Below are 24,553 nucleotides of genomic sequence, written 5' to 3'. Positions count from 1 at the left end.
TCAAACCACTCGCCGGGGTCGTGAGCATCCGTACGATTCCCCCACATGTGCGGGGAAATCCTTTCTCCGTGAGTGAAGGGATTGCGCGCGTGCCCGAAGTGGGAAGTAACGGAACCGGTGGTGTCGACGGTCAGCAGCAGATCCCGTCGGGCGCGCGAGGGTACGACGGATTCGGCGGGCGCATCGGGCGGACGAGCGCGGAGTCGACGCCGTGGTGGAAGCCGGAGACGAAGGCCCCGGCCGGCGCGCCGAACATCGTGGTGATCCTCATCGACGACATGGGCTATTCGGACATCGGGCCGTTCGGCTCCGAAATCGACACCCCCAACCTCAACCGGCTCGCCGACAGCGGCTACCGGCTGTCGAATTATCACACCACCTCGGTCTGCTCACCGGCCCGCGCTGCGCTGCTCACCGGGCTGAACCCGCACCGCGCCGGGTACGGCAGCGTCGCGAACTTCGATCCCGGCTTCCCCGGGCTGCGGATGGAACTGGCGGACGACGCGCTGAGCCTCGCCGAGATCCTCCGCGCGAACGGGTACGCCACGCACGCGGTGGGGAAGTGGCATCTCGCGCGCGACACCAACCTCGCGCCGGGGCGCACCCGCGACTCCTGGCCGCTGCAACGCGGGTTCGACAGCTACTACGGGTCGCTCGAAGGGCTGAATTCGTTCTACTACCCGAACGAGTTGATCTCCGACAATTCGGTGGTCGACGTCGAGGAGTACCCGTCGGACTACTACGTCACCGACGACATCACCGACAAGGCCGTCGCCCGCATCAAGAGCCTGCGCGCACACGACGCCGACAAGCCGTTTTTCCTGTACTTCTCGCACATCGCCATGCACGGGCCGCACCAGGCCAAGCCCGAAGACCTCGCGAAGTACCGCGGCCGCTACACCGAGGGCTGGGACGCCGTGCGACGCAACCGGTTCGATGCCCAGGTCGAGGCCGGGTTCTTCCCTCCCGGCACGCCGATCGCCGAGCGGAACACCGAACCCGGCTACGACGCCCCGCCGTGGGACGAGCTCACCGAAGAGGAGCAGTTACGGTTCGCCCGGTACCAGGAGGTCTACGCCGCCATGGTCGACAGCATCGACCAGAGCGTGGGCCGGGTCCTCGACACCCTCGACGAACTCGGCGAAACCGACAACACCATCATCGTGTTCACCTCCGACAACGGCGGCACGGCCGAAGGTGGTGCGGTGGGAACCCGTTCGTACTTCAGTCAATTCGTGCACGGGCCGGTGCCGTCCGACTGGGTGCGCGACGTCCCGCACGACGAGGAACTGATCGGCTCGGAGAAGATCGGAGTCCACTACCCGCGCGGCTGGGGCCAGGCGTCCAACACGCCGTTCCGGTTCTACAAGGGGCAGACGTTCGCCGGCGGTGTCCGGGTGCCGTTCCTGCTGTCCTGGCCTGCCGGGCTCCGGCGCGCCGACGGCGACACCGGGCTGCGCAAGCACTACTCGTACGTCACCGACATCACCCCGACCCTCCTGGACCTCGCCGGACTCGAGACGCCGACCCATCGGAACGGGCTTCCCGCGCAGGAGCGCGACGGCGTCAGCATCGCCGAGGTCCTGCGCGACGCGACGCAGCCGACCCCGCACACGGAGCAGTACGCCGAGTTCGGCGGTCACCGCGGGTTCTACCGGGACGGCTGGAAACTGCTGTCGCTGCACACGGATCCGACCCGGGTCGACGATCCGCAGTGGCAACTGTTCGACGTCGAATCCGACCCCGCCGAGACCACGGACGTCGCACACCTCTTCCCCGAGAAGGTGCAGGAACTGGCCGAGGCATGGGATCGCGCGGCCTGGCACAACACCGTGTTCCCGATCCTCAACGACCGCAAGGCCGTGCAGCGCCGGCCCGACGAGCGCCGGCTCGCGGAACCGGTGAAGATCCTCGCGGGCACACCCACGCTGGAACGCTATCGGTCCAGTGTGCTGATCCAGTACCGCGACTTCACCATCGACGTCGCCACCCACGAGATCGCCGCAGGCGACGAGGGAGTGCTCGTCGCGCACGGCGATCCGCACGGCGGTTATGTGCTCTACGTCGAGGACGGTCGAATCGTGTTCGCGGTCAACAGCTACGGCCGTGTCGCACACACGTCGGCGCCCCTGGGCGAGGGTGTGGTCGGTGTGCAGGTGCGGGCCGAGGCCACCGAATCCGTCCGGTGGAACTTCACCGTCGCGCTCACCGATGGGGCCGGGGTGACCACCGATGTCGCCACCCTCGACGACCAGTTCCAGCTCGTCGGCATGGCGCCGTGGACCGGGATCTCGGTGGGCGTCGACGCCCGCGGACCGGTGGTGTGGGATCTGCGGGAACGGCGAGGGACGTTCCGGTTCACCGGCCGACTGCGGTCGGTCACCTACACCCCCGGACCGGTGCGGGTACCCGAACCGGTCATCCAGGAGGTCGAGGAGCTGGCCGAGGCAATGGCCGACTGACGGGAAGGCCGGGCGCGGGCTGCGGCGCCCGGCCTACCGTCGGCTTCCGGTCAGTTGTCGCCGTCGCTCTTGTCGTCGGAATCCCGCTTGCCCTCGGAATCCTTCTTGCCGTCGGAGTTCCGGCGCCAGTGGGTGAAGCGTTCCTTGATGTCCGCCGCGACGTCGCCGACACCATTGCCGACGGCGTCGACGGTGGTGCCCAGTCCGCTGCCGATCTCGCGGAGCATGCGGATCAGCGGGTCGTTGGAGGCGTCGAAATTCTGCTTGTACGTTTTCGCGGCCTTGCGGAACTCTTCGCTGATCTTGGYGTCGTCGTCCTCGTGCCGGCGTGGGTACTCTCCTCGCAGGATTGCCGCGTAGGCGCCGCTGTCCACCCATTTCTTCAACTCGGCGGCCCGCAGCACCGAGAAGGGGTGGGCGAGCAGTTCGATGTTGAGGAGCTTGAGGACGCCGTCGCGGAGGTCACCGCTGGCGTCGTACTCCGCGGCCTGGGCCAGGAAGGCGTCGGTGTCGATCTCACTCACCCGGGAACCGCCGGCCAGCTTCAGTTGCACGCGGAGGGCGGTGTGGACGTCCTGACCGCACAGCAATCCGGCACGGTCGCCGGACAGTTCGGACTTACGCTGCCATTCCATGAGCGCGGCGATGATCGCCCGCAGCGCCCACCCGCCGATGGGCATCCAGCCGATGGTCCCGGCCAGCCGCATCAGGTGCATGAGGATCGTGCGATACACCGCGTGCCCGGACAGGGCGTGCCCGAGTTCGTGACCGATGACGAACCGCTGCTCTTCGTAGTTCATCACGTCGAGCAACCCGGTGGTGACCACGATGAACGGCCGGTCCATGCCGATGGTGAAGGCATTCACCACCGGGGTCTGCAGCACGAACAGCTCAGGTGTCTCGTCGGCACCCAGGATCCGCACGCAGTCGCTGCGGAGGTCGTGGAGATCGCTGAACTGCCGTTCGTCGACGCGCACCGACGTGGCCAGGTACATCAGCCGGTGCTGACGCTCCTGCAGCAGACCCGAGATGGTCCGGAAAACGGTGTCGAACCCCTTCAGCGTGCGCAGGGTGACGAGCGCCGCCCGGTCCGCGGGGTGCTCCCACGTACGCGAACTGATGTCCGGGAACGCCGTGCGAACGCGGTCTGGTGTGGTGGTCAAATCGATCCCCCTGAGTTGGTGTGCGCGGTGAACAGCCCTTCCGGTCAGGGTAGCGCCGGGCGGTGGCGACGGCGGTTGTGCTGGGCATTTTGCCAACCGTCGACCGCGGCGTCCGCTCTGTGAATGCGCAGGATGCTTAACTTTGGTAAACGGTATTGCTCAAAGTGCGTTCCGGTGGTCGACTGTTGTGAGAGATCTGCACATGAGACCTCGAAGATGCGGTGAGGCCGGTTCCCACAGGTCCGCCTGCCCGTCACCGCCGATCCGCCTCGCTCACGAACTGGGCCGAGGAGGATCGGATTCGGTGCCCGGAACTCACAGGCAAGGACGAAACCATGAACGACGCCCGCACGATCGATGCCCACACGAACCAACTCGCCCCGCGCTCGAGCACTCCGGAAGCACTCGTGGAGATCGAGCAACGGGTGTTGTGGTTGGCGACGTCGATGATCCATCACGCCAACCGGGTTCGGCCGAATCCGACGGGGTTGAAGGTGGGTGGGCATCAGGCGTCGTGTGCGTCGATGGTGTCGATCATGACGTCGTTGTGGTTCGAGCAGTTGCGGCGGGGGGATCGGGTGTCGGTGAAGCCGCATGCTTCGCCGGTGCTGCACGGCATCAACTACCTGCTGGGGGAGTTGGACGAGAAGTATCTGACGACGTTGCGGGAGTTCGGTGGCCTGCAGTCCTACCCCAGTCGGGCGAAAGATCCGGATCCGGTGGACTATTCGACCGGGTCCGTCGGGATCGGTGCCACGGCCCCGATCTGGGGTGCCATCGCCCGACGCTACGTCGACACCACCATCGGCGGTGCCGGGACGGGACGACAGTACTCACTGGTCGGGGATGCGGAGTTGGACGAGGGCGCGGTGTGGGAGGCGATCCTGGACACCTCGGTCGCCGAACTCGGGGAGATCGTGTGGATCGTCGATTTGAACCGGCAGTCCCTGGACCGGGTGGTCCCGAACATCGCCGCCGGCCGGCTCGAGGCGATGTTCTCCGCCGCGGGGTGGCAGGTGATCACCGTGAAGTTCGGGACCCTGCTCGAGTCGTTGTTCACCCGGGCCGGTGGTCCGGCGATGCGGACCCGGATTCTGGACATGCCCAACCCCGAATACCAGCGGCTGTTGCGCTGCGACGCCGAGGAACTGCGTCGTCGTTTGCCCGGCGACGGCCCCGACGCGGCGGCGATCGCCTCGCTGATCGGCGAGTTGGATGACGCCACCCTGCTGCGGGCGATCCGCAATCTCGGTGGGCACGACCTCGACGCCCTCCGCGCCGCCTATGCGCGGATCGACGACACCCGGCCGACGGTGATCATCGCGTACACCATCAAGGGCCGCGGCCTGCCCACGCAGGGGCACCCGCAGAATCATTCGTCGTTGCTGACGGTGGAGCAGTACCAACAGCTGGCCACCGAACTGGGGATGGATCCGAACGATCCGTGGGCACGGTTCGCCGCGGACAGCACCGCGGGCCGGGTGTGCGCGGCCACCGCGGAGACGTTGACGCGCAAGAAGGTCGAACTCGCCACACCGCCCGCCGTCCCCGCCGACATCGGGCGCACCCCGTCCGGGACGTCCACGACCCAGGCAGCGCTCGGGCGGGCGTTGCTGGATCTGTCGCGTCAGGCCCCGGACGCGGCGAAGCGGGTGGTCACGGTCAGCCCGGACGTCTCGTCGACGACGAATCTGGCGGGCTGGTTGAACAAGGTCGGGGTGTGGTCGCCGAACGAGCGCCGCAACTGGTTCGACGACGACGCCGAGACGATCATGCACTGGCGGGAAAAGCCCACCGGGCAGCACATGGAACTGGGGATCGCCGAAACCAACCTGGTCGGGTTGATGGGGGAGCTCGGAGCCACCTGGAGCCGGTGGGGTCAGCCGCTGTTCCCGATCGGGGTGATGTACGACCCGTTCGTCGAACGTGCCCTCGAGCCGTGGTCGTACGGGATCTACGCGGGCGGGCAGTCGATCCTGGTCGGCACTCCCTCCGGCGTCACCCTTGCCGCGGAGGGTGGGGCGCACCAGTCGATCAAGACGCCGTCGATCGGGCTGGAGCAGCCCGGGTGTGTGAGTTTCGAGCCGGCGTTCGCGATCGACGTCGAATGGACCCTGCTCGACAGCATCTCCCGGCTGGGACGGCCGGACGGTTCCTCGTCGTACCTGCGCCTGTCGACCCGCCCGGTCGATCAGACCCTCGCCGCCGTGCCCTCCGACCCCGCGGCCCGGGAACGCCGCCGCCGGCAGGTCGTCGCCGGCGCCTACACGCTGCGGCACACCGACAAGCCGGTGGTGACGTTGGTCGGGGTCGGTGCGATGATCACCGAAACCCTCACCGCCGCAGACCGGTTGGCCGAGCAGGGGATTGCCGCGGATGTGGTGTGTGTGACCAGCCCCGGACTGCTGTTCGAGGCGGTCCAGGCCCGCCGCGGACTCGCCGACGGTCCCTCGTGGATCCTCGACCAGGTGTTCCCCGCCGACCGGGCGGCGCCCATGGTGACCGTCCTGGACGGGCACCCGCACACCCTCGCGTTCCTGACCGGCATCAACAACGTGCCCGGTGCCGCGCTCGGGGTCAGCAAATTCGGGCAGGTCGGGTCCCTCGACGACGTCTACCGCTACCACGGCATCGACACTGACAGCATCGTCCGCGCCGCCCTCGACCTCACCGACTGAAAGCTGCCGTGTCCGTCATGGATTCACGGTGCGCGTGGGATGACGACCCGGTAGTGGCGGCATGGTCGGGGTTGCCGCGGTTGGAATCACGCCTGACCGCGGATGCGTGCGTCGTCGGACTCGGCGGTTCCGGTCTCGCCGCTGTCGAGGAACTGACAACCCGCGGGCTCACCGTCGTCGGCCTCGATTCGGGTCGCGTTGCCTCGGGCGCGGCCGGACGGAACGGCGGATTCCTGCTGGGTGGTCCGGCGGCGTTCCTGCATTCGTCGGTCGCCGCGTGGGGTGCGGCGTCGGTGGACCTGTACCGGGCGACGCTCGCCGAACTCGACCACCTCGCCGACGTGCTGGGTACGGACGTGATCACGCGAACCGGGTCGATTCGACTGGCCGGACTCCCCGGCGATCCCGTCGACGACGCCGAAGCCGCCGAGCGGGCAGCAGAACTGGTGGATTGCGACACGCTCGCACAGGCACTGCGGGACAATGCCATCGCCGTCGAACCCTACGACGGGGAGCTGGGGCAGGGGATATTCCTGCCCGACGACGCGGCGACGAATCCGTCGCGCCGAGCATTGGGTCTCGCGTCGATACTGCGGAATTCGGCAAGCTTGTACGAGAATTCGCCGGTCACCTCACTCGGACCCGGAGTCGTGCACACCTGGCACGGCACGGTGAGCGCACCGGTGATTCTGGTGGCCGTGGACGGGAAACTCGAGCAGGTACTTCCGGAGCTGGCCGGCCGAGTCCGCACCGCGCGACTGCAGATGCTCGGCACCGTGCCCGGACTGCCGCGGCGCCTGCCGTGCCCGGTGTACGGGCGGTGGGGCTACGACTACGCGCAGCAATCCGCCGACGGCCGATTGCTGGTCGGCGGTGGCCGCGACCTGTTCGCCGACGCGGAGTGGACGTCCGACACTGAGCCGACCCGACCGGTGCAGTCCCACATCGAGAGGGTGGCCGAACGGATGGCCGGGCGGCCGGTGTCGGTGACGCGGAGATGGGCGGCGTCCGTCGGCTTCACTCCCGACGGTCGCCCCCTGTGCTGCGAGGTGCGGCCCGGTGTCTTCGCGGTCGGAGGGTACAACGGGACCGGCAACCTGATGGGGCCCGTCGCCGCCCGGGCCGCAGTCGCGCTGGCGCTGGACGGAATCGCGCCGCCGAGCTATCTGGGTGCGTCGGTGGCTGGCTGAACCCGACGCCGCGTCTCACCGCCGACCCGTGATGCGCTCGTTCAGGCTGGTGAGCCGAGTACTCTGTCGACGAAACTCGGTGTGATCTCCGGATGCTCTTCCCCACCAGTCGCACTCAGTCGTTCACGGAGGGATCGGAGCGCGGTGACCGTCTCCGGTCCGCCGTCGAGGAGGAAGCGGATCAGGCCGTGCCGGGCACAGTGCGCAACGACGGGCAGTAGCGCCTCGTGGGCGTCATCCGCCCGCCCGGCCGCCCACAGGCACGTGGCGAGCAGCCGGCCGGCGTGGAGTCGCGCCATGGCGCGTTCGGTTCCTTCGAGGGCACGCAACCAGTCGCCGGCCCACTCGCAGGCGATACGGATCTGCTCGGCGTCGCCACTGCGGACGAGTAGCAGGATTGCGGACTCGTCCTCCAGTTCGGCGGTGACGCGTTCGATGCCGTCCACCGGTTCCCGGCGCGTTCCGCGGGTGACCGGGACGAAACGGGGCCGAGGCGGCAATCCCAGCCGCACCCGTTCACCGTCCACCGCTGCGCGCAGTCGGGGGAGGGACAGGATGTGCGCGGTGCGGATGCCTTCGTCGAGTAGGGATCCCGCGCTCGCGTGGTCGCCGCGTACCGATCTGATCCGTGCGCCCAGGCAGTAATGGCGAATCATGAAATCGGACGCACCACCCAGTGACGCGGCGTCGGAGGTCTCGCCGAGTAGCTCGGCCGCCTCCTCGATCCTGTCCTGCAGATAGAGTTCCTCGGCGAGCAGCGCACGGGTGAGTCGCGCGTGCTGGGATTGGGTGTTGCCGGCCTCCCGCACGAGATCGAACGCCCGGTGATACAGCTCGCTCGCCCCGGCGATATCGAGCTGCTCCGCCCTCGCCATGCCGGCGAAACAGTACCCGTACGCCACGGAGTAGGGCCCGGTGGTCTTCCGGTGGTACGGGGCAGCCCACGTCTGCCTGTCGTACGCCTCGTCGAAATGGAACTCGTACGTGTCGACGATGGTGGCGATCAGTGCCGCCAACGACACCACGAACGGATGATGGTCGTGGGCGTGGGTCAGGCATTCGGCGACAAGGTCTTTGACACCCGCCGCATGATCGGCGGTGATCCTGATATCGGCCTGCAGGACGTTGGCTTCCACCTGGAGCTGGGCGCGCTCGTCGTCGGGAAGGTCGAGAGTGTCGAGTAGCTCCAGCGTGCGGCGCCGTGCGTTCGCTGCGACGTCGAGCCGTTGCAGCTCGGTGTTCGCCCACCCGATCGTCAGCTGCAATCGGGGACTGGACAGCACCCAATCGGCGGGCAGCTTGTCGATCAGGCCGAGCAGCGTCGACATCTGCGACCGGTCGAGGAGATACAGGCTGTCGTCTTCGAGGAGCCGGACCGCGGCGGTTCGGTCACCGGTCGCGAGTGTGTGGTGGAGGGCCTCTCCGAGGAGGTGCCGTTCCCGGAACCAGGAGGCCGCTCGCCGGTGCAGCGCCGCGATCCGGTCGGGGTGATCGCGCTCGAGACGCTGGCGCAGGATCTGAGCGAAGAGGTGGTGATAGCGGTACCACCTACGGTCCTCGGCCGCCCGGCCGAGGAACAGATCGCGGGCGACGACCTGCTCGAGCCGCGCTGCGCCGTCGGGGATGTCGGCGAGGGCCGACGCCAATTCGCCGCACACCCGTTCCGGAACTGCGGTTGCGAGAACGAAATCGAGGAGGTCGGGTTCGAGTGCGTCGAGGACGTTCTCCGCGAGATACTCACCCAGGGTGTCGGTTCCGGCGCGGAACCGTTCGAGCAGAGTGTCCGGGCCGCCGGATTCCCGCAGGGACAGCGACGCCAATTGGAGCGCCGCGATCCATCCGTCGGTCGAGGCTCGGAGCTCCTCGACGTCGGAGTCGGTCAGGGGTGTCTGCATTCGTTCGGCAAAGAAGTCCCTGGATTCGGCGAAGTCGAATCCCAGTGCTGTGGAATTGATTTCCTTGAGTTCGTCGTGCACGCGCATGCGACTCAACGGCAGTCCGGACCGGCTGCGGCTGGCCACGATGATCTGCAGGTGGTGGCAGCCGTGGTCGAGGAGGAATTCCATCACCGCGATCGATGTCGGCGCGGTGACCCGATGCCAGTCGTCGATCACGACGACAAGTGGATCCCCGCTCTCGTGCAGTCGATTGATCAGCGAGGTGAGCACGAATCGCTCGACCGACTGCCCCTGCTCCTCGAGTGCCTGCCCGAGATCGCCGACCACTTCCGCCCGCACCCGCCGGATCGCTTCGATCAGGTGCGAGAGAAACCACACCGCATTGTCGTCGTCCGAGTCCACCGTCAGCCACGCGACAGTGACTGCGGCGGCGACGAGTTCGTCCCGCCACTGCGCGACCAGACTGCTCTTGCCGAACCCGGCGGGACCGTGGACCAGGGTCAGCCGGCAGCCCCGGCTCGCCCGGAGTTCGTCGAGCAGGCGGTGACGCCGCACCAGTTTCCGGGTGGTCGTCGGTGGGCGGAACTTGGTCAGCGGGACCGGTGGCGTCCGTGGCGTCTGCACCGGGTAGGGACGCGGTGTCGGCTTCGGTGCGAGCGGTGGCGCGGCCTCGGTGGCCTCGGCGTTCTTGCCGGGTGGCTGTCGCGGGGTTCTCTGGGCGGGCACATGCATGTGGTCGACTGCCATCCCGTGTGTGCGTTCGGTGACGCGTAGTTGGTCGCCGAATTCGGCGGCGCTGCCGGGACGTTTCTCCACGGACCGGGCCATCGCCCGTTCCAGTGCTCCGCACACGTCGTTCGGGATGCCGGTGTCGCGCAGGTCCGGGACCGGCTGCGAGGAGATCCGGAGGAACTGGGCGACGACCTGTTCACCGCTGCGGCGTTCGAACGCGGCATGTCCGGTGAGTGCGCAGAACAGTGTTGCTCCGAGGCTGTACACGTCGGAGGCGACGGTGGGCGGGCGGCCCTCGAGCACCTCGGGCGCGGTGAATGCCGGGGAACCCGTGATCGACCCGGCGGCGGTCTCGAAGCCACCGGACACCCGGGCGATACCGAAATCGGTCAGTTGCGGTTCGTCGTATTCGGTCAGCAGGATGTTCGCCGGTTTGACGTCCCGGTGCAACGTGCCCGCACGGTGAGCGGTCTCGAGTGCGCCCGCGATCTTCACCCCGAGCCGAACGGTCGATTCCCACCCGATCGGACCCGTCGTGCGAATCTGTGCGTCCAGGGATCCGTGTTCGTGATACGGCATCACCAGGAAGGGGCGGTCACTCCGGGTGATGCCCACCTGATACAGATCGACGATATTGGGGTGCCCGGACATGCGGCCCATCGCGCGTTGCTCGCGCACGAAGCGGGCGAGATTCTCGCGATCGAGGTCGGTGGTGAGGACCTTGACGGCAACGGTGCGGTCGAGATCTTCCTGCACACAGCGATAGACGACCCCGAACCCGCCCCGTCCGATCTCCACGGCGTCGTCGAAGCCGGCGGCGGACAGTTCCACCGCGATATCCGGCTCGCGCTGCGTGGCCCACCGATCATCCGCCATAGGCTTGCACCACCTCTGACACGCTTCCCCCAGGATAGTCCGCCAACCCGCGCGGCGACCCGGGACGGACGACCGCCGATCCGGATTTTCCGATCCCGAGGTGGGAGCGCCTCCCGCTACCGTCGCGCGCCGGTGACCATCGCTGCGTCGGGCGAAATGCCCGCGCGAATTCCGATCGCACCGGCTTCGCCGCGGTTGGTGACGTCGAGTTTCTGCAGCACGCTGGCGACGTGGAACTTGACCGTGCTCTCGCTGATGCCCAGTTCCGAGGCGATGGCCTTGTTGCGTTTGCCGACCGTCAGATGCGCGAGGACCTCGAGTTCCCGGGGATTGAGGGTGGACAGCAGGTGCTCGTCCGGGCGTGCGGCCGGGGGATCCAGCGGAATCACGAGCGACACCCGGCTACCCCACCCGGCGATGCTTTCGATGTCGACGCGCCCGCGCAGGGTGTGCAGCCGCCCGGCCAGTTGCCGGGTGAGGGCGCCGCCGTCGATCGCTCCGGAGCCCTGATCTCGGACCTCGAGCAGCACGTTGTCGCCGTCGCAGTCCCACGCGACCCGCAGCCGGGCCAGCACCGGTTGCGCCCCGAACGCCAGGACGATGGTGCGGACCATCGCCCTGGCCGCATGCGCGATCTCGCCCGGAAGCGGTCGCCCGTCCGCCGGGGGTTCGACGTAGTCGATCTCGACCTCGCAATGCCGCAGCAGCGGACGTAGTTCTCCCTGTAGCCGGGCGAACGCGGTGGTGACCGCCTCCTCGGAGAGGGCGCGGTCGGCATCGCCCGCCGATCGCAGCGCGATCAACGCCGCCGACGCCGTCTCGCTGGCGGTGATGCGGGAGCGGCGATCGTCGAGGTCGTTCGATCGCAGTGTCCCCAGGATCGAGGACAGGGTGGCGTCGTGAATCTCGGTGAGTTCGGCGATGGTGCGGGCCCGTTCACTGGACGCGGCGCGGGACTCGGCGAGGTAGTCGGGGCTGGCCTGGGCGACCTGCTGACGGATCGAGGTGGCGACGATCCCGAACAGCGCCACGATCAGGTCCGGGTCGGGCGGTTCGGGTTGGACCCGCTTGGGTACGACGACCAGCAGGGTGTCGGTGGCATCGCGCACCACCCAGAGCGGGCGCCGGGCCCCTCCGAGAATCTGGACCCCGTCGAAAACCGTGCCGAGGTCGGCCGACTTCTTCAGGGCGTCGAGTTCGTCGATGGTGACGCGGTCGACGATCTCCCGGTTCCCGGCGACCTTCCGTGGTCGCCCGGTGCATTCACACGTGAAGATCACGAGCGCGTCATGTGACCACAGTGAGGTCAGATACCGGGAGAAACGCGCCGCGATGTCCGGCAGCGGGCCCGCGATCACGGCGCGCATGTCCGCCCACGACTGCGCTTGCTTCCGATCGGTGTCCTCGACGCTTACCACGGCATCCACCGTAGGGCCGATCGGTGTGCGGCGGCACTGGCCATCCGGCCAGCGCGCACTCGTCGAGCGACCGGGTGCCGTCGGGGTGCGGGCTCGGCAATCTTGTCTCCACGACCGGACCCGCTATACCGAGGAGGATCATGACCGTCACCATCGAAGACACTCGAACACGGTTCGACGATGGGCGCCGCATCGTGCTGGACGAGAACGAACGGCTGCTCAATTCCGTTGCCGCCGAACAGTGGGACCGTGCCGGCGCGTTGATCACCTCCGCCCGCGCGGTGTTCGTGATCGGCAACGGACGCAGCGGCCTGGCCGTGCAGATGGCCGCGATGCGCCTGATGCACCTCGGCCTGCGCGTCCACGTGGCCGGTGAGGTCACCGCCCCCGCCGTCGGATCGGGCGACGTCCTGATCGCGGTGTCGGGGTCCGGGACCACCGCCTCGGTGATCGGGGCCGCCGACACCGCCCGGAAGGTCGGCGCCTCCGTCGTCGCGGTCACCACGGCCGCCGAGTCGCCGCTCGCGCAGCGGGCCGACGAGATCCTGGTGCTCCCGGCGGCCGACAAGCAGGACCACAGCGCCGCGATCACCGCGCAGTACGCGGGCAGCCTGTTCGAGCAGTCCGTCCTCCTCGCCTTCGACGCGCTGTTCCAGGCGCTGTGGTCGCACGCGGACCAGACCGCCGAACGGCTGTGGGAACGCCACGCCAACATCGGCTGAACCAGCACCACCCCTGAACCCCCCAAGAAAGAAACAGGAGAAATACATGACGAAGCTGCAGGTAGCAGTCGACCTTCTCACCACCGCGGACGCGCTGGCGCTGACCAACAAGGTGGCCCCGTACGTCGACATCATCGAGCTGGGCACGCCGCTGATCAAGAGCGCCGGCCTCGGTGTGATCAGCGCTGTGAAGGCTGCGCACCCCGACAAGGAGGTCTTCGCGGACCTCAAGACCGCCGACGCCGGTTTCCTCGAGGCCGACCTCGCGTTCGCGGCCGGTGCCGACCTGGTCACCGTCCTCGGTGCCGCCGGTGACGCCACCATCAAGGGTGCCGTCGAGGCCGGTCAGAAGCACGGCAAGAAGGTCGTCGCCGACCTGATCGGTGTCGAGAACCGTGTCGAGCGGGCCCGCGAGATCGCCAAGCTCGGTGTCGCGTTCGTCGAGATCCACGCCGGTCTCGACGAGCAGGCCCAGCCCGGGTACTCGATCCAGACCCTGCTCGACGACGGCAAGATCGCCGGCGTCCCGTTCTCGATCGCCGGTGGCGTGAAGGTCGACACCATCAAGGCCGTCCGTGATTCCGGTGCGGACGTCGCCGTCGCCGGTGGCGCCATCTACAGCGCCGCCGACCCGGCCGCTGCAGCGAAGGCCCTCAAGGACGCACTCGCCAAGTAGTCTTCGGCACCCGAAATACCCTGAGCAGGATCGCTGCTCAGGGTATTTCGCGTGCCCGGGAACTACCGGAGACAGGTGAGTGCCAAAGCGTGCCGGGGCACACTTTGGCACTCACGTGGGGCTGAAACTAGAGCGTGCGCCACACCCGGCCGGAGCGGCTCAGGATGTCGTCGGCGGACGCGGGGCCCGAGGTGCCTGCCGGGTAGGTGTCCGGCCGGCCGGCCGTGGCCCAGTGCTGTAGGAGGGGGTCGATGATCCGCCAGGAGTGCTCGACTTCCGCGCGGCGGGGGAACAGTGTCCCGTCCCCGCGGAGGACGTCACCGATCAGCCGCTCGTACGCCTCCGGCGCCGGGTCGAACACCGACCGGAAGTCCATGCCCAAGCTCACCGGCTGGATCTGCATGCCACCCCCCGGGCGCTTGGCGCCGATGTGCAATTCGATCCCGTCGTCGGGTTGGACGCGGAAGACGAGGACGTTCGAGACCCCGGCGGCGCGGGCCGCGGGCGACCCGTGAGCGGGTGGCGTGAACGTGACCGCGATCTCGGTGGCCCTGCGCGCCAGCCGTTTTCCGGTGCGGATGTAGAACGGCACTCCCGCCCAGCGGCGAGTGGTGATCCCGACGGTCAGGGCGGCGAAGGTCTCCGTCGACGAGTCGGCAGGGAACCCGTCCTCCTCCGTCAGGCCGGGGAGCCGAACGTCGTCGTCGATGCCGGGCCCGTACTGGCCGCGGGCCGACGTCTGATCCAGGGGTCCGAGTAGTTCGGTGGCGGAGAGGATCTTGACCTTCTCGGCGGCGATGCTGTCGGCGTCGAAGCCGACGGGTTCCTCCATGGCGATCAGCGCCAGCAACTGGAGTAGGTGGTTCTGGATGACGTCGCGGGCGGCACCGACGCCGTCGTAATACCCGGCCCGTCCGGTCACCCCGACACTCTCGGCCATCGTGATCTGCACGTGGTCGATGTGCCGGTTGTTCCACAGCGGTTCGAACATCCCGTTCGCGAACCGCAGCGCGAGGATGTTCTGTACCGTTTCCTTGCCCAGATAGTGGTCGATCCGGTAGATCGACGACGGTGGAAAATATTGTGCCAGTACGACCTCGAGCGCCCGGGAGCTCGGCAGGTCGTGACCGAACGGCTTCTCGACCACCACCCGTCGCCACCCGCGTGCGGGCCGATTCAACCCGACGACCGCGAGCCGGCCGCACACGGTGGCGAAAGCGGAGGGCGGGACCGACAGGTAGAAGACGTAATTGTCCGGCTTGCCGCGGCGCTGATCGAGGACGGCCAACAGCGAAGCCAGCTGCGTGAACCCGCCCGGATCGTCGAACGACCCCTCGACCAGGTGGATGCGCTGCGTCAGGGCCTGCCAGACCGCGGGGTCGAACGGCCGCCGGGCATGAGCGATCACCGACTCCCGCAACACCGGCTCGCTGTTCGCGGCATCGCGGGCGAATCCGACGAGATCGAACCCCGCGGGTAGCTGACCACAATGAGCGAGATCGTAGATTGCGGGAACCAGTTTCTTGCGGGCCAGATCACCGGTGATGCCGAAGATCACCAGCGAAGACAAGTCGGCCACCGGGCCGATGTCACCGATCACCAGTTCCCCGCCGACGCGGCCACCGACTTCGCTTGTGAGCGGGACGCTCTGCTGCACTTCAGACACGGTCACTTCTGCTGCACTCCGTACATTCGCTCCTCGACAGGCGCATTCGGACAATGCGTCGGCTATCAGTGTCGGAGCGGCGAGCGGCGAAAGCACTTGGCCGGGTGACCAGTAGCGGCTCCCCATCCGGTCAGGTGAACCAGGCGTCGCGCGGCACTACACATAGAGCAGGTACTCGACGGATCGACGGCGAAAGTGAAACGGTGACGATGAAACTCGGTGTGGTAGGGCTCGGTCGGATGGGATCGAACATGCGCGAACGTCTGCGTGAGAAGGGGCACGACGTCGTCGGCTACGATCCGAATCCCGACGTCAGCGACGTCCGCAGCCTCGAGGCCCTCGTCGAGGCCCTTCCCGCACCGCGGGCGGTGTGGGTGATGGTGCCCGCCGGCGCGCCCACCCGCCAGGTGATCGAGCAACTCTCCCGGCTCCTCGCCCCCGGCGACGTGGTCGTCGACGGCGGCAACTCCCGGTTCACCGACGACAAGGTGAACGCAGCCCTGCTCGCCGAACACGACGTCCGCTACGTCGACTGCGGCGTCTCCGGCGGCGTTTGGGGACGTCAGAACGGGTACGCGCTCATGGCCGGTGGCCACGAAGACGACATCGCCCGGCTGCTACCGATTTTCGACGCCCTCCGTCCCGAAGGGGACCGTGCGGACTCGTTCGTCCATGCCGGCGGCATCGGAGCCGGGCACTACGCGAAGATGGTGMACAACGGGATCGAATACGGGCTCATGCAGGCGTACGCCGAAGGCTACGAACTCCTCGCGGCCGAGGAGTCCATCGCGGACGTCCCGGCGGTGCTGCGGGCCTGGTCGCAGGGCACCGTGGTGCGCTCCTGGCTGCTGGACCTCCTCGTCCAGGCCCTGTCCGAAGACCCGGGGCTGGGCTCGATCTCCGGGTACACCGAGGACTCGGGTGAAGGCCGGTGGACGGTCGAGGAAGCGATCGCCCACGCCGTCCCCGCCCCCGTGATCTCCGCGGCACTGTTCGCCCGGTTCGCGTCCCGTCAGGACGACTCCCCGGCGATGAAGGCGGTCTCCGCGCTGCGCCGGCAGTTCGGAGGGCACGCCGTCAGCAGCGCCGAGCCTGTCGAGGTCGCGTAACCCGTGACCGCGACGTCCGTATCACCGAGCATCACAGCGTTTCTCGAATGGCAGCGCCTGCAGGACCACTACGGTGACATCGCCTCGGTGCATCTGAGGGAATTGTTCGGCGCCGACCCCCGACGCGGCAGGGATCTGACGGTCACCGCCGGTGATTTATTCATCGACTACAGCATGAGCCGCATCGACCGCGACACGCTGCCCTTGCTCGTCGCGCTGGCCCGTGCCGTCGGTCTCGAGGACCACCGCGACTGCATGCTCCGCGGAGACCCGGTCAACACCACGGAGAACCGGCCCGCCCTGCACACCGCGTTGCGGCTGCCCGCATCTGCGGAACTGTCTGTGGATGGGCGCGACGTCGTCGCCGACGTGCATCGAGTGCTGGACCGGATTGCCACCTTCACCGACCGGGTGCGCAGCGGCCGGTGGCGGGGAGCCACCGGCCGGCGCATCACCACCGTCGTCAACATCGGGATCGGCGGATCCGACCTCGGCCCGCGGATGGTGTGCCAGGCGCTGCGCCCTTACTCCCACCCCGATCTGTCGGTGCGGTTCGTCTCCAACGTCGATCCGGCAGACCTGCTGGCTGCCCTCGACGGCCTCGATCCGGCGACCACCCTGTTCGTCGTCGCGTCGAAGACCTTCACGACGATCGAGACCCTCACCAACGCCACCGCGGCCCGGTCCTGGGTCATCGGCGCGCTCGGGGAGGACGCGGTCGACCGGCATTTCGTGGCCGTGTCCACCAACGCGGCGAAGGTGGCCGAGTTCGGCATCGACCCGGCCAACATGTTCGAGTTCTGGGACTGGGTCGGTGGCCGCTACTCGATCGGCTCGGCGATCGGCCTGCCGGTGATGCTCGCGATCGGACGAGGTGCGTTCGGCGACTTCCTCGCCGGCATGCACACCGTGGACCGGCATTTCGCGACGGCGCCGCTCGAGTCGAACGCACCGGTCCTGCTCGCTCTGCTGGGTTTCTGGTATGCGAACTTCTTCGACGCCGAGACCCGGGCGGTCCTGCCCTACGCCAACGACCTCGCAGCCCTGCCCGCGTATCTGCAGCAACTCGCGATGGAATCGAACGGCAAGTCCGTGCAGCTGAACGGGACGCCGACCGATGTCTCCACCGGGGCGATCTGGTGGGGTGAGCCCGGCACCAATGGGCAGCACGCCTTCTACCAGCTCCTGCACCAGGGCACCCGCCTGGTCCCGGTCGACTTCCTCGGATTCGCCGAACCGGCCGCCGACCTGCCGCTGAGCGACGGCAGCGGCAGCATGCACGACGTTCTGGTCAGCAACCTGCTCGCCCAGCGCAGAGTGCTCGCATTCGGCCGTACCCCGGCGGATCTCGCCGCCGACGGGATCCTCGAAGACCTGATTCCCCACAAGGTGATGGCGGGGAACCGTCCGTCGACCACGATTCTCGCCCCCGAGCTGAGTCCCGGCGTGCTCGGCCAGCTGATCGCGCTCTACGAGCACCAGGTCTTCACCGAAGGTGTGCTGTCGAACATCAATTCGTTCGACCAGTGGGGCGTCGAACTCGGCAAGGATCAAGCCCTGCAACTACACCGGGCAGTCGGTGGGGGCGGGGTCGCCGAGAGTGTGGACAGTTCCACCGAAGCGATCGTGCAGTGGTACCGGGCAATCCGCGACGGCTCCCCCCGAATGTGAGCACCGGCGACCACCGGCCCCTCGTGCCCGTCACCCGCAGATGCGCGGGTGACGGCCACCACCCACCTCCTGCGCAGTCGTCATGACGACGTGCCGGAGGAAGCGGTGTTGCGGATTGTAGTTGTGGACCCGATGCCACCACATGCGCTGGACCAGGGGTGCGAGGCGGACGGGGCACGGGCGGCTCACCAGCCCACGACTGTCGACGGCGGCGTCGAACAGGCGTGTGGGGACCAGTGCCAGACGGTCGCTGCCGACAACCAGAGGCGGCACCGTCAGATACGTCTCCGTGCTGACCTGCACCCAGGGTTCGATCCCCCTCAGGCGCAACAGTTGCGCCGCGGAATCTGCCGGGGTTCGACTGTGCCGGACGAGCACCCACGGGAGGGCCTGTAGGTCGTCGATCGAGGGTCCGTGCGGTGCGGACGGGTGGTGCCGGTCCATCACGATCACCCATTCGTCGTGGAACAGTTCCTCACTCGGCAGGTCTCGACCGAGGTCTTCCGGCACCAGCATCAAGTCCAGTGCGGTCAAGATCTGCTCCGCCTGCGGCAGATGATCCGGTGCGGCAGGGACGAACCGCAATCGCGCGTTCGACGCCGTCCAGCACGAGTCGAGTGTGCAGGCGCAGTTCCATTCCCAGGGGCGTCAGCTGAAACCGATTTCCGACCCGCCGCAGCAATTCGTCGTCGAAGTGCCTGCGCAGTCGGCGAAGGGCTGCCGAGATGGCCGGCTGCAAGACGCCGAGTTGCTCGGCGGCCCGGGTCGCGTTCTGGTGATACAGAACTGCGTCGAGCGTGATGAGCAGGTTCGTCAACGCGGAACGGGTGAAGCAACTTGCCTTCCGGTCAGCACTCAACATAGTTGACGGGAACGTTGACCGCGAGGCCGCCGGTGGAGGTCTCCTTGTACTTCGAGAGCATGTCGGCGCCGGTCGAGCGCATCGTCTCGATCACCTGGTCGAGACTGACCCGGTGGGTACCGTCACCGCGCAGCGACATCCGGGCGGCGTTGATGGCCTTGCCCGCCGAGATCGCATTTCGCTCGATGCACGGAATCTGCACCAGACCTTCGATCGGATCGCAGGTCAGGCCGAGACTGTGCTCCATCGCGATCTCCGCCGCGTTCTCCACCTGTTCCGGTGTGCCGCCCAGGATCTCGGCCAGACCTGCCGCGGCCATCGACGCCGCCGAACCCACCTCGCCCTGGCACCCGACTTCGGCGCCTGAGATCGAGGCCCGCTCCTTGTACAGCGACCCGATGGCACCGGCAGTGAGCAGAAACCGGATCGCGGTGCCGTCCGGGTCGGCCTTACCCGCCGGGGTGTAGTGCACGGCGTAGTGCAACACGGCGGGAATGATGCCCGCGGCGCCGTTGGTGGGCGCGGTGACGATCCGGCCGCCCGAGGCGTTCTCCTCGTTGACCGAAAGCGCCACGAGGTTGACCCAGTCCTCCGCGAATTCCGGTGCACGATCCGGATCTTCGCCATCCAGACGCAGGAACCAGTCGCGGGCGCGTCGGCGAACCCGCAGTGCACCCGGCAGGTATCCGTCGCGGGAGATGCCACGCTGCTCGCACTCGACCATCACGTCGCGGATGTGCAGCAACCCGTCGTAAATTTCGATGGTGGACCGCGACTCCCGTTCGATCGACAGCATGAGTTCGCTGATGCTGTATCCGAAGCGGTCGCAGAGTTGGAGGAGTTCCTTCGCGGACCCGTACGTCAGGCCACGGGACTCGGCGGTGGTGGTCGCGGTGCTCTCCGCCTCCGTGACGACGAAGCCGCCGCCGACCGAGAAGTAGGTCTCCTTGTGGACCTCGACGTTCCCGCCGGCGTAGGCGGTCAGGGTCATCCCGTTGGGGTGGAACGGAAGAACGGTCAACGGGCGCAGAACAATTTCGTCCTCGGCGAGCGCGATGTCGCGGGATCCGCCCAGCGAGATGTGGCGGGTGCTGCGGATGATCTCGAGCCGCTGTTCCATCTTCTCGGTCTCGATCTCCTCGGGACGGTAGCCCTCCAGTCCGAGCAGCACGGCCGACATCGTCCCGTGCCCGGCGCCGGTCGCCGCGAGTGATCCGTACAGGTCCACTCGCACGTCGACGACTTCATCGAAAGCGCCGAGCGTGTGGAGGTCGGAGACGAATCGCGCGGCGGCTCGCATGGGTCCGACGGTATGCGAACTCGACGGGCCGACGCCGACGGAGAACAGGTCGAACACGCTGATGGTCATGGAATCACAATCCTGTGTCTGTGCACCTCGAGGGCACGCGGTGGAAGCAGCGGAGGCAGCAGGAAGACTGCGCGCTCATACCGCTTCGCCGAGTTCCTCGGTGTACTGAGCGGGAGTGAGGAGGTCTTCGCAGGACAAAGCCGACCCACCGGAGCGGCAAATCAGCAGATTGATATATCAGTGATGTGTACCACGGTAGGTCAGGTTGGGGGTGTGGTCAAGTATTGTCCGGATAACTTCCGGAAAGTGTCCGTCGACGGTGTCAGCGGTGTGCGCTCCGCGCCGGTTCGAGGACCGACGTGACGGCGCTGAGAAGAAGGAACGAGCCGCTGACGACCACCGGTGCGTCGCCCGCGACCAGTCCCGCCATCGTCACCGCCTCGATGGGGCATTCGACGGCGATGGAGCGCAAGCCGTGCGCGCGAGCGCGTTCCGCCACTTTCCGTGCGGGCATGCAGGAGGCCGCGCCGGTTCCGCGGCCGGTCTCGCGGAACTCGGTGGCCACGATCCCTGCCGCAGAGGGCGCGAGTGCGGCAAGAGCGGCGTCGATATCCTTGTCGTCCTTGAAGGCGAGGACCCAGGTCAAGCGCTGCCCCGGATAGAGGTCCTGCAGCGTCGACGTGAGGGCGGCAAGCTTCACCGCGTTGTGGGCACCGTCGAGCACGAGCTGCTGTCCGTCGACGGTCGTGCGTCGCTCGAACCGGCCGGGCAGGGTGGCATCGGCCAAGCCGTCTCGAACCCTGGCGGGGTCGAGAGACCAGCCGTCGCGGGCCGCGAGGAACTCGGCGGCGCGTAGCGCGAGAGCGGCGTTGACGCCCTGGTGGCGGCCCTCCAGGCCGAGTTTCATCGGCTCGCTGTCGTGCAATCGAACGTGCGTGCCTGCGGCGGAGATGTCGCAGGAGATCGCCCGATCGTCGAGCTGATCGAGMACGCACCGACGCTCCTGCGCCACGGTGGCGATTGTGCGCCGCACCTCACGAGAGGGGTGGCGCAGGGCGATGCCGTGACCGCCGCGCGGAAGGATGCCGGCCTTGTGCCGGGCGATCGCGGATTCGGTGTCTCCCAGCATGTCGGTGTGATCCAACCCGATTCGGGTGATCACGGCGAGTTTGTCGGGTCGGCGGATGGTGTTCGTGGCGTCGAGCAGTCCGCCGATGCCGGTCTCGATGACCGAGTAGTCCACTGGCACGCTCGCAAAGTGGGCGAACGCAATGGCATTGGCCACCTCGAAGAATGTCGGCATCCCGACGTCCGAATCGGCCATGCCCTCGGCGACCGGGGCGATGCGGTCGACGATGTCGAGGAACGCGCACTCGGTGATCGGTGCGCCGGCGACTTGGAAACGCTCCAGTATCGAACGGACATGCGGCGACAGGTGCGCGCCGACCCGCCAGCCGTGGGCGTCCAGGATCGACGCCAGGAAGGTGCTCACCGAGCCCTTACCGGCAGTCCCCGCCACGTGCACCGTGCGCACCGCATCCTGAGGCGTCCCCAACCGGTCGTAGAACTCGCCTGCGCGGGCGAGGCCGCTGCTCTTTGCTCCCCGGGGCAGTCGGTAGAGGTAGTCGGTGGCGTCACGGAAGGAGCGTCCGGGATGCAGACGTGGAATCGAGTGGGTCATGGCCGTACTCCCAACTAGTGATATACTAGTAGTTAATACACGGTATACTAAAAGTATTCCAGCGATCCGTCCGTCGCATCGAAAGCGGAGGTGTATGGATGGTGCAGTCTGTCAGAACCCTGTTGGTCGACAACTACGACTCCTTCACATACAACCTGGTCGAACTGCTCGCCGCCGTCAACGGGGTGCGTCCGACCGTGGTACCGAACGATGCGCCGTGGGAATCGATCGACTTCTCGGCCTATGACAACGTAGTCATCTCGCCGGGTCCGGGCACGCCGACCGAGCCGTCCGATTTCGGGATCGGCGCCCGCGTCATCGCCGAGGCAGGGTTGCCGGTCCTCGGGGTCTGCCTCGGACACCAGGGCCTGTGCGCGTTGTTCGGGGCCGACATCGTGCGGGCGCCGCAGCCCGTGCACGGCAGACTCTCGCCGATGGTGCACACCGGCCACGACCTATTCCGCGGACTCCCGTCGCCGATGAACGTGGTGCGATATCACTCGCTCGTTGCGGTGGACCTGCCCGACGTCCTCGAGGTGCTGGCATCGACGGCAGACGGTCTGGTCATGGCGGTGCGGCACCGGAGCAGGCCGCTCTGGGGAGTCCAATTCCATCCCGAATCGATCTCCAGCGAATACGGGAAGGAACTGTTCGCCAATTTCCGGGATCTCACGGCACCGAGTGCGGTCGAACCGCACACCCAGTGCCGGGAACGCGAACAGCTTCCGCCACCTCGCGGCCACCAGCCGTGCTTTGCCGTCGAGTATCGACGGATAGACCGCTACCCGGACCCCGAACAACTGTTCCATGCCCTGTTCGGAAGCGGTCCGGGAACCTTCTGGCTCGACGGCAGCGCCCAACCCGAACCGGGCTCCCGCTTCACCATCATGGGGGACTGTTCCGGTCCCCACGCCGAGTACATCACCTACGACGTCGACGCCTCGATAGTGCGCATCAGCCGGAAGTCGCTGCCCGACGAGCAGATTGCGGGATCGCTCTTCGACTACCTCGACGCACAACTTCGCCTTCGCGCGGTGGAACCGGACCGCACTCTTCCCTTCGATTTCAACCTCGGCTACGTCGGCTACCTCGGTTACGAGCTGAAAGGGGAGACCGGCGGAGTTCGCGCACACCGGTCCGGGCATCCGGATGCGGCCCTGATCTTTGCCGACCGGGCCGTGGTGATCGATCACGATCAACGGTGTGTGTACGTCATGAGTTTGAGCACCGCCCCGAACGACAAGCGCAGCAATGCGTGGTTCGAGACCGCGACCGCCGCAATCGAAAGCCGAGACGCGGCCGTCGACCCGGTGTGCCCACCGGCTGTCTCGGAGCGGCCGACGGGAGCGGAATTCCAACTGAGGAACAGCGAGGCGGAGTACCAGTCGCTGATCGGCGAGTGCCTCGAACTCATCAGCGCCGGCGAAACGTACGAGGTATGTCTCACCAACAGGGCAACCGTCGAGTTCGGCGTCGACGCACCACGAATCTTCGCCAATATCAAGCGACTACACCCGGTGCCGCATGCCGCTCTGCTGTCGTTCCCGGAACTGTCGGTGGTCAGCGCCTCCCCGGAGCGGTTTCTCCGGGTCGGGGCCGACCGAACAGTGGAATCGAAACCGATCAAGGGAACACGCCCGCGCGGCGCCACGGCCGACGAGGACGACAGACTGCTCCGTGCTCTCGCCCGGAGCGAGAAGGACCGGGCCGAGAATCTGATGATCGTCGACCTGGTTCGCAATGATCTCTCGAAGGTGTGCGAGCAGGGGACAGTCCACGTACCGATCCTCTTCGGAATCGAGACGTTTACATCGGTGCACCAGATGGTGTCCACGGTTCGGGGGAGTCTGCGCCGAGATGCGACTATCGTCGACGCGATTCGGGCGCTGTTTCCGGCGGGATCGATGACCGGAGCCCCCAAGATCAGGACCATGGGGATCATCGACGAACTCGAAGGAACCGCGCGCGGAGTGTATTCCGGTGCGATCGGATATCTCTCGTTGTCGGGTACCGCCGATTTGTCGGTGGCGATCCGAACGATGGTGGTCACCGACACGCACGTTCACTTCGGCGTCGGCGGAGCGATTACCGCCCTGTCCGATCCGGCGGAGGAGTACGAAGAGATCTTGGTCAAGGCGGCGTCGTCGTGCAAGGTACTCGGAGTCGAGGATCGGCAGTCCGTCGGAATCGGTGTGTGAACGCGCTTGTCACTGCCTCGCGCATCACCGCGGGACGTGAGGTGGTGCGAACCTTATTGCAGAGACCGGCCCGGGGGACGGCGCCATGTCGTCCCCCGGGGCCGAGAACTGTCGCGTTACACGGGATCGACGCCGAATTCTTCGGCGGCGTCGATGAGCCACGCCGCGAGGTAGCGGGCGAAGGAGGCTCGTACCAGGATGCGGTAGTCGGTGCCGGTGTCGTCGAGTGCGATCAGCACGAC

General features: G+C 67.3%; 16 protein-coding genes and 1 pseudogene. 8 read left to right on the top strand and 9 right to left on the bottom strand.

Annotation, left to right across the window (positions count from 1 at the left end; translation table 11 throughout):
• Nucleotides 1-98: 98 nt before the first annotated feature.
• Nucleotides 99-2,462, top strand: coding sequence for an arylsulfatase (locus AC1DWT_RS00085; protein ID WP_420855138.1), 2,364 nt, complete (start codon nt 99-101; stop codon nt 2,460-2,462).
• A 50-nt stretch (nt 2,463-2,512) separates the two neighbouring features.
• On the opposite strand, the gene AC1DWT_RS00080 is transcribed toward AC1DWT_RS00085, so the two are convergent.
• Complete coding sequence (locus AC1DWT_RS00080) at nt 2,513-3,625, bottom strand: M48 family metallopeptidase (protein ID WP_477919384.1); 1,113 nt, start codon at nt 3,623-3,625, stop codon at nt 2,513-2,515.
• A 221-nt stretch (nt 3,626-3,846) separates the two neighbouring features.
• On the opposite strand from AC1DWT_RS00080, the gene AC1DWT_RS00075 reads away from it, so the two are divergent.
• Together AC1DWT_RS00075 and AC1DWT_RS00070 are read left to right on the top strand one after the other, a co-directional pair.
• Entirely contained in the window at nt 3,847-6,303 is a 2,457-nt protein-coding gene (locus AC1DWT_RS00075) for a transketolase-like TK C-terminal-containing protein (RefSeq protein WP_206013855.1), read from the top strand.
• A 17-nt stretch (nt 6,304-6,320) separates the two neighbouring features.
• Entirely contained in the window at nt 6,321-7,493 is a 1,173-nt protein-coding gene (locus AC1DWT_RS00070) for an NAD(P)/FAD-dependent oxidoreductase (RefSeq protein ID WP_206013854.1), read from the top strand.
• 41 nt (nt 7,494-7,534) lie between these two features.
• Here AC1DWT_RS00070 and AC1DWT_RS00065 read toward each other — a convergent pair whose 3' ends face one another.
• Nucleotides 7,535-10,999, bottom strand: coding sequence for a serine/threonine-protein kinase (locus tag AC1DWT_RS00065; protein ID WP_206013853.1), 3,465 nt, complete (start codon nt 10,997-10,999; stop codon nt 7,535-7,537).
• Nucleotides 11,000-11,115: 116 nt separating this feature from the next.
• On the bottom strand, nt 11,116-12,366 hold the full coding sequence (locus tag AC1DWT_RS00060) for a helix-turn-helix transcriptional regulator (protein WP_206016065.1): 1,251 nt from the start codon (nt 12,364-12,366) through the stop codon (nt 11,116-11,118).
• A gap of 191 nt (nt 12,367-12,557) precedes the next feature.
• Here AC1DWT_RS00060 and hxlB point away from each other — a divergent pair, with 191 nt between their 5' ends.
• Entirely contained in the window at nt 12,558-13,139 is a 582-nt protein-coding gene (gene hxlB / locus AC1DWT_RS00055; RefSeq protein ID WP_072946763.1) for a 6-phospho-3-hexuloisomerase, read from the top strand.
• Between the two features lie 46 nt (nt 13,140-13,185).
• Nucleotides 13,186-13,815: a 3-hexulose-6-phosphate synthase gene (gene hxlA / locus AC1DWT_RS00050; protein WP_206013852.1), complete on the top strand. Its 630-nt coding sequence runs from the start codon at nt 13,186-13,188 to the stop codon at nt 13,813-13,815.
• A 127-nt stretch (nt 13,816-13,942) separates the two neighbouring features.
• Here hxlA and zwf read toward each other — a convergent pair whose 3' ends face one another.
• A complete protein-coding gene (gene zwf / locus AC1DWT_RS00045; protein ID WP_241031373.1) occupies nt 13,943-15,487 on the bottom strand; it encodes a glucose-6-phosphate dehydrogenase in 1,545 nt (514 codons plus the stop codon).
• 197 nt (nt 15,488-15,684) lie between these two features.
• Here zwf and gnd point away from each other — a divergent pair, with 197 nt between their 5' ends.
• Complete coding sequence (gnd, locus tag AC1DWT_RS00040; RefSeq protein WP_477919383.1) at nt 15,685-16,590, top strand: phosphogluconate dehydrogenase (NAD(+)-dependent, decarboxylating); 906 nt, start codon at nt 15,685-15,687, stop codon at nt 16,588-16,590.
• Nucleotides 16,591-16,593: 3 nt separating this feature from the next.
• On the top strand, nt 16,594-18,261 hold the full coding sequence (gene pgi / locus AC1DWT_RS00035) for a glucose-6-phosphate isomerase (protein ID WP_241031372.1): 1,668 nt from the start codon (nt 16,594-16,596) through the stop codon (nt 18,259-18,261).
• 30 nt (nt 18,262-18,291) lie between these two features.
• Here pgi and AC1DWT_RS00030 read toward each other — a convergent pair whose 3' ends face one another.
• The 4 genes from AC1DWT_RS00030 to AC1DWT_RS00015 form a co-directional block, all read right to left on the bottom strand.
• Nucleotides 18,292-18,795 (bottom strand): LysR substrate-binding domain-containing protein, encoded by a 504-nt coding sequence (locus AC1DWT_RS00030; protein ID WP_206013850.1) that lies wholly within the window; start codon nt 18,793-18,795, stop codon nt 18,292-18,294.
• Nucleotides 18,737-19,123, bottom strand: coding sequence for a LysR family transcriptional regulator (locus tag AC1DWT_RS00025; protein ID WP_420855115.1), 387 nt, complete (start codon nt 19,121-19,123; stop codon nt 18,737-18,739). Before AC1DWT_RS00025 ends, AC1DWT_RS00030 begins: the two co-directional genes overlap by 59 nt.
• The gene (locus AC1DWT_RS00020; RefSeq protein ID WP_206013848.1) at nt 19,110-20,492 is read right to left on the bottom strand and encodes an L-serine ammonia-lyase; all 1,383 of its coding nucleotides are present in this window, start codon (nt 20,490-20,492) and stop codon (nt 19,110-19,112) included. The genes AC1DWT_RS00025 and AC1DWT_RS00020 overlap by 14 nt, the downstream gene beginning before the upstream one ends.
• A gap of 262 nt (nt 20,493-20,754) precedes the next feature.
• On the bottom strand, nt 20,755-22,113 hold the full coding sequence (locus tag AC1DWT_RS00015; RefSeq protein ID WP_206013847.1) for a bifunctional folylpolyglutamate synthase/dihydrofolate synthase: 1,359 nt from the start codon (nt 22,111-22,113) through the stop codon (nt 20,755-20,757).
• Between the two features lie 98 nt (nt 22,114-22,211).
• Here AC1DWT_RS00015 and pabB point away from each other — a divergent pair, with 98 nt between their 5' ends.
• On the top strand, nt 22,212-24,311 hold the full coding sequence (gene pabB, locus AC1DWT_RS00010) for an aminodeoxychorismate synthase component I (protein WP_206013846.1): 2,100 nt from the start codon (nt 22,212-22,214) through the stop codon (nt 24,309-24,311).
• Between the two features lie 116 nt (nt 24,312-24,427).
• On the opposite strand, the pseudogene AC1DWT_RS00005 reads toward pabB, so the two are convergent.
• Nucleotides 24,428-24,553 (bottom strand): annotated as a pseudogene (locus AC1DWT_RS00005) (sarcosine oxidase subunit gamma); the annotation flags it as partial.

This window comes from Rhodococcus sp. P4_B6 (assembly GCF_056402215.1).
This window is presented reverse-complemented; position numbering and strand designations above follow the sequence as displayed.

Coding starts and splice junctions, on each gene's coding strand:
- AC1DWT_RS00070 (WP_206013854.1), top strand. CDS start 6,321: ATGGATTCACGGTGCGCGTGGGATGACGACCCGGTAGTGGCGGCATGG.
- AC1DWT_RS00065 (WP_206013853.1), bottom strand. CDS start 10,999: ATGGCGGATGATCGGTGGGCCACGCAGCGCGAGCCGGATATCGCGGTG.
- AC1DWT_RS00060 (WP_206016065.1), bottom strand. CDS start 12,366: ATGCGCGCCGTGATCGCGGGCCCGCTGCCGGACATCGCGGCGCGTTTC.
- hxlB (WP_072946763.1), top strand. CDS start 12,558: ATGACCGTCACCATCGAAGACACTCGAACACGGTTCGACGATGGGCGC.
- hxlA (WP_206013852.1), top strand. CDS start 13,186: ATGACGAAGCTGCAGGTAGCAGTCGACCTTCTCACCACCGCGGACGCG.
- AC1DWT_RS00025 (WP_420855115.1), bottom strand. CDS start 19,123: ATGTTGAGTGCTGACCGGAAGGCAAGTTGCTTCACCCGTTCCGCGTTG.
- AC1DWT_RS00020 (WP_206013848.1), bottom strand. CDS start 20,492: ATGACCATCAGCGTGTTCGACCTGTTCTCCGTCGGCGTCGGCCCGTCG.
- pabB (WP_206013846.1), top strand. CDS start 22,212: ATGGTGCAGTCTGTCAGAACCCTGTTGGTCGACAACTACGACTCCTTC.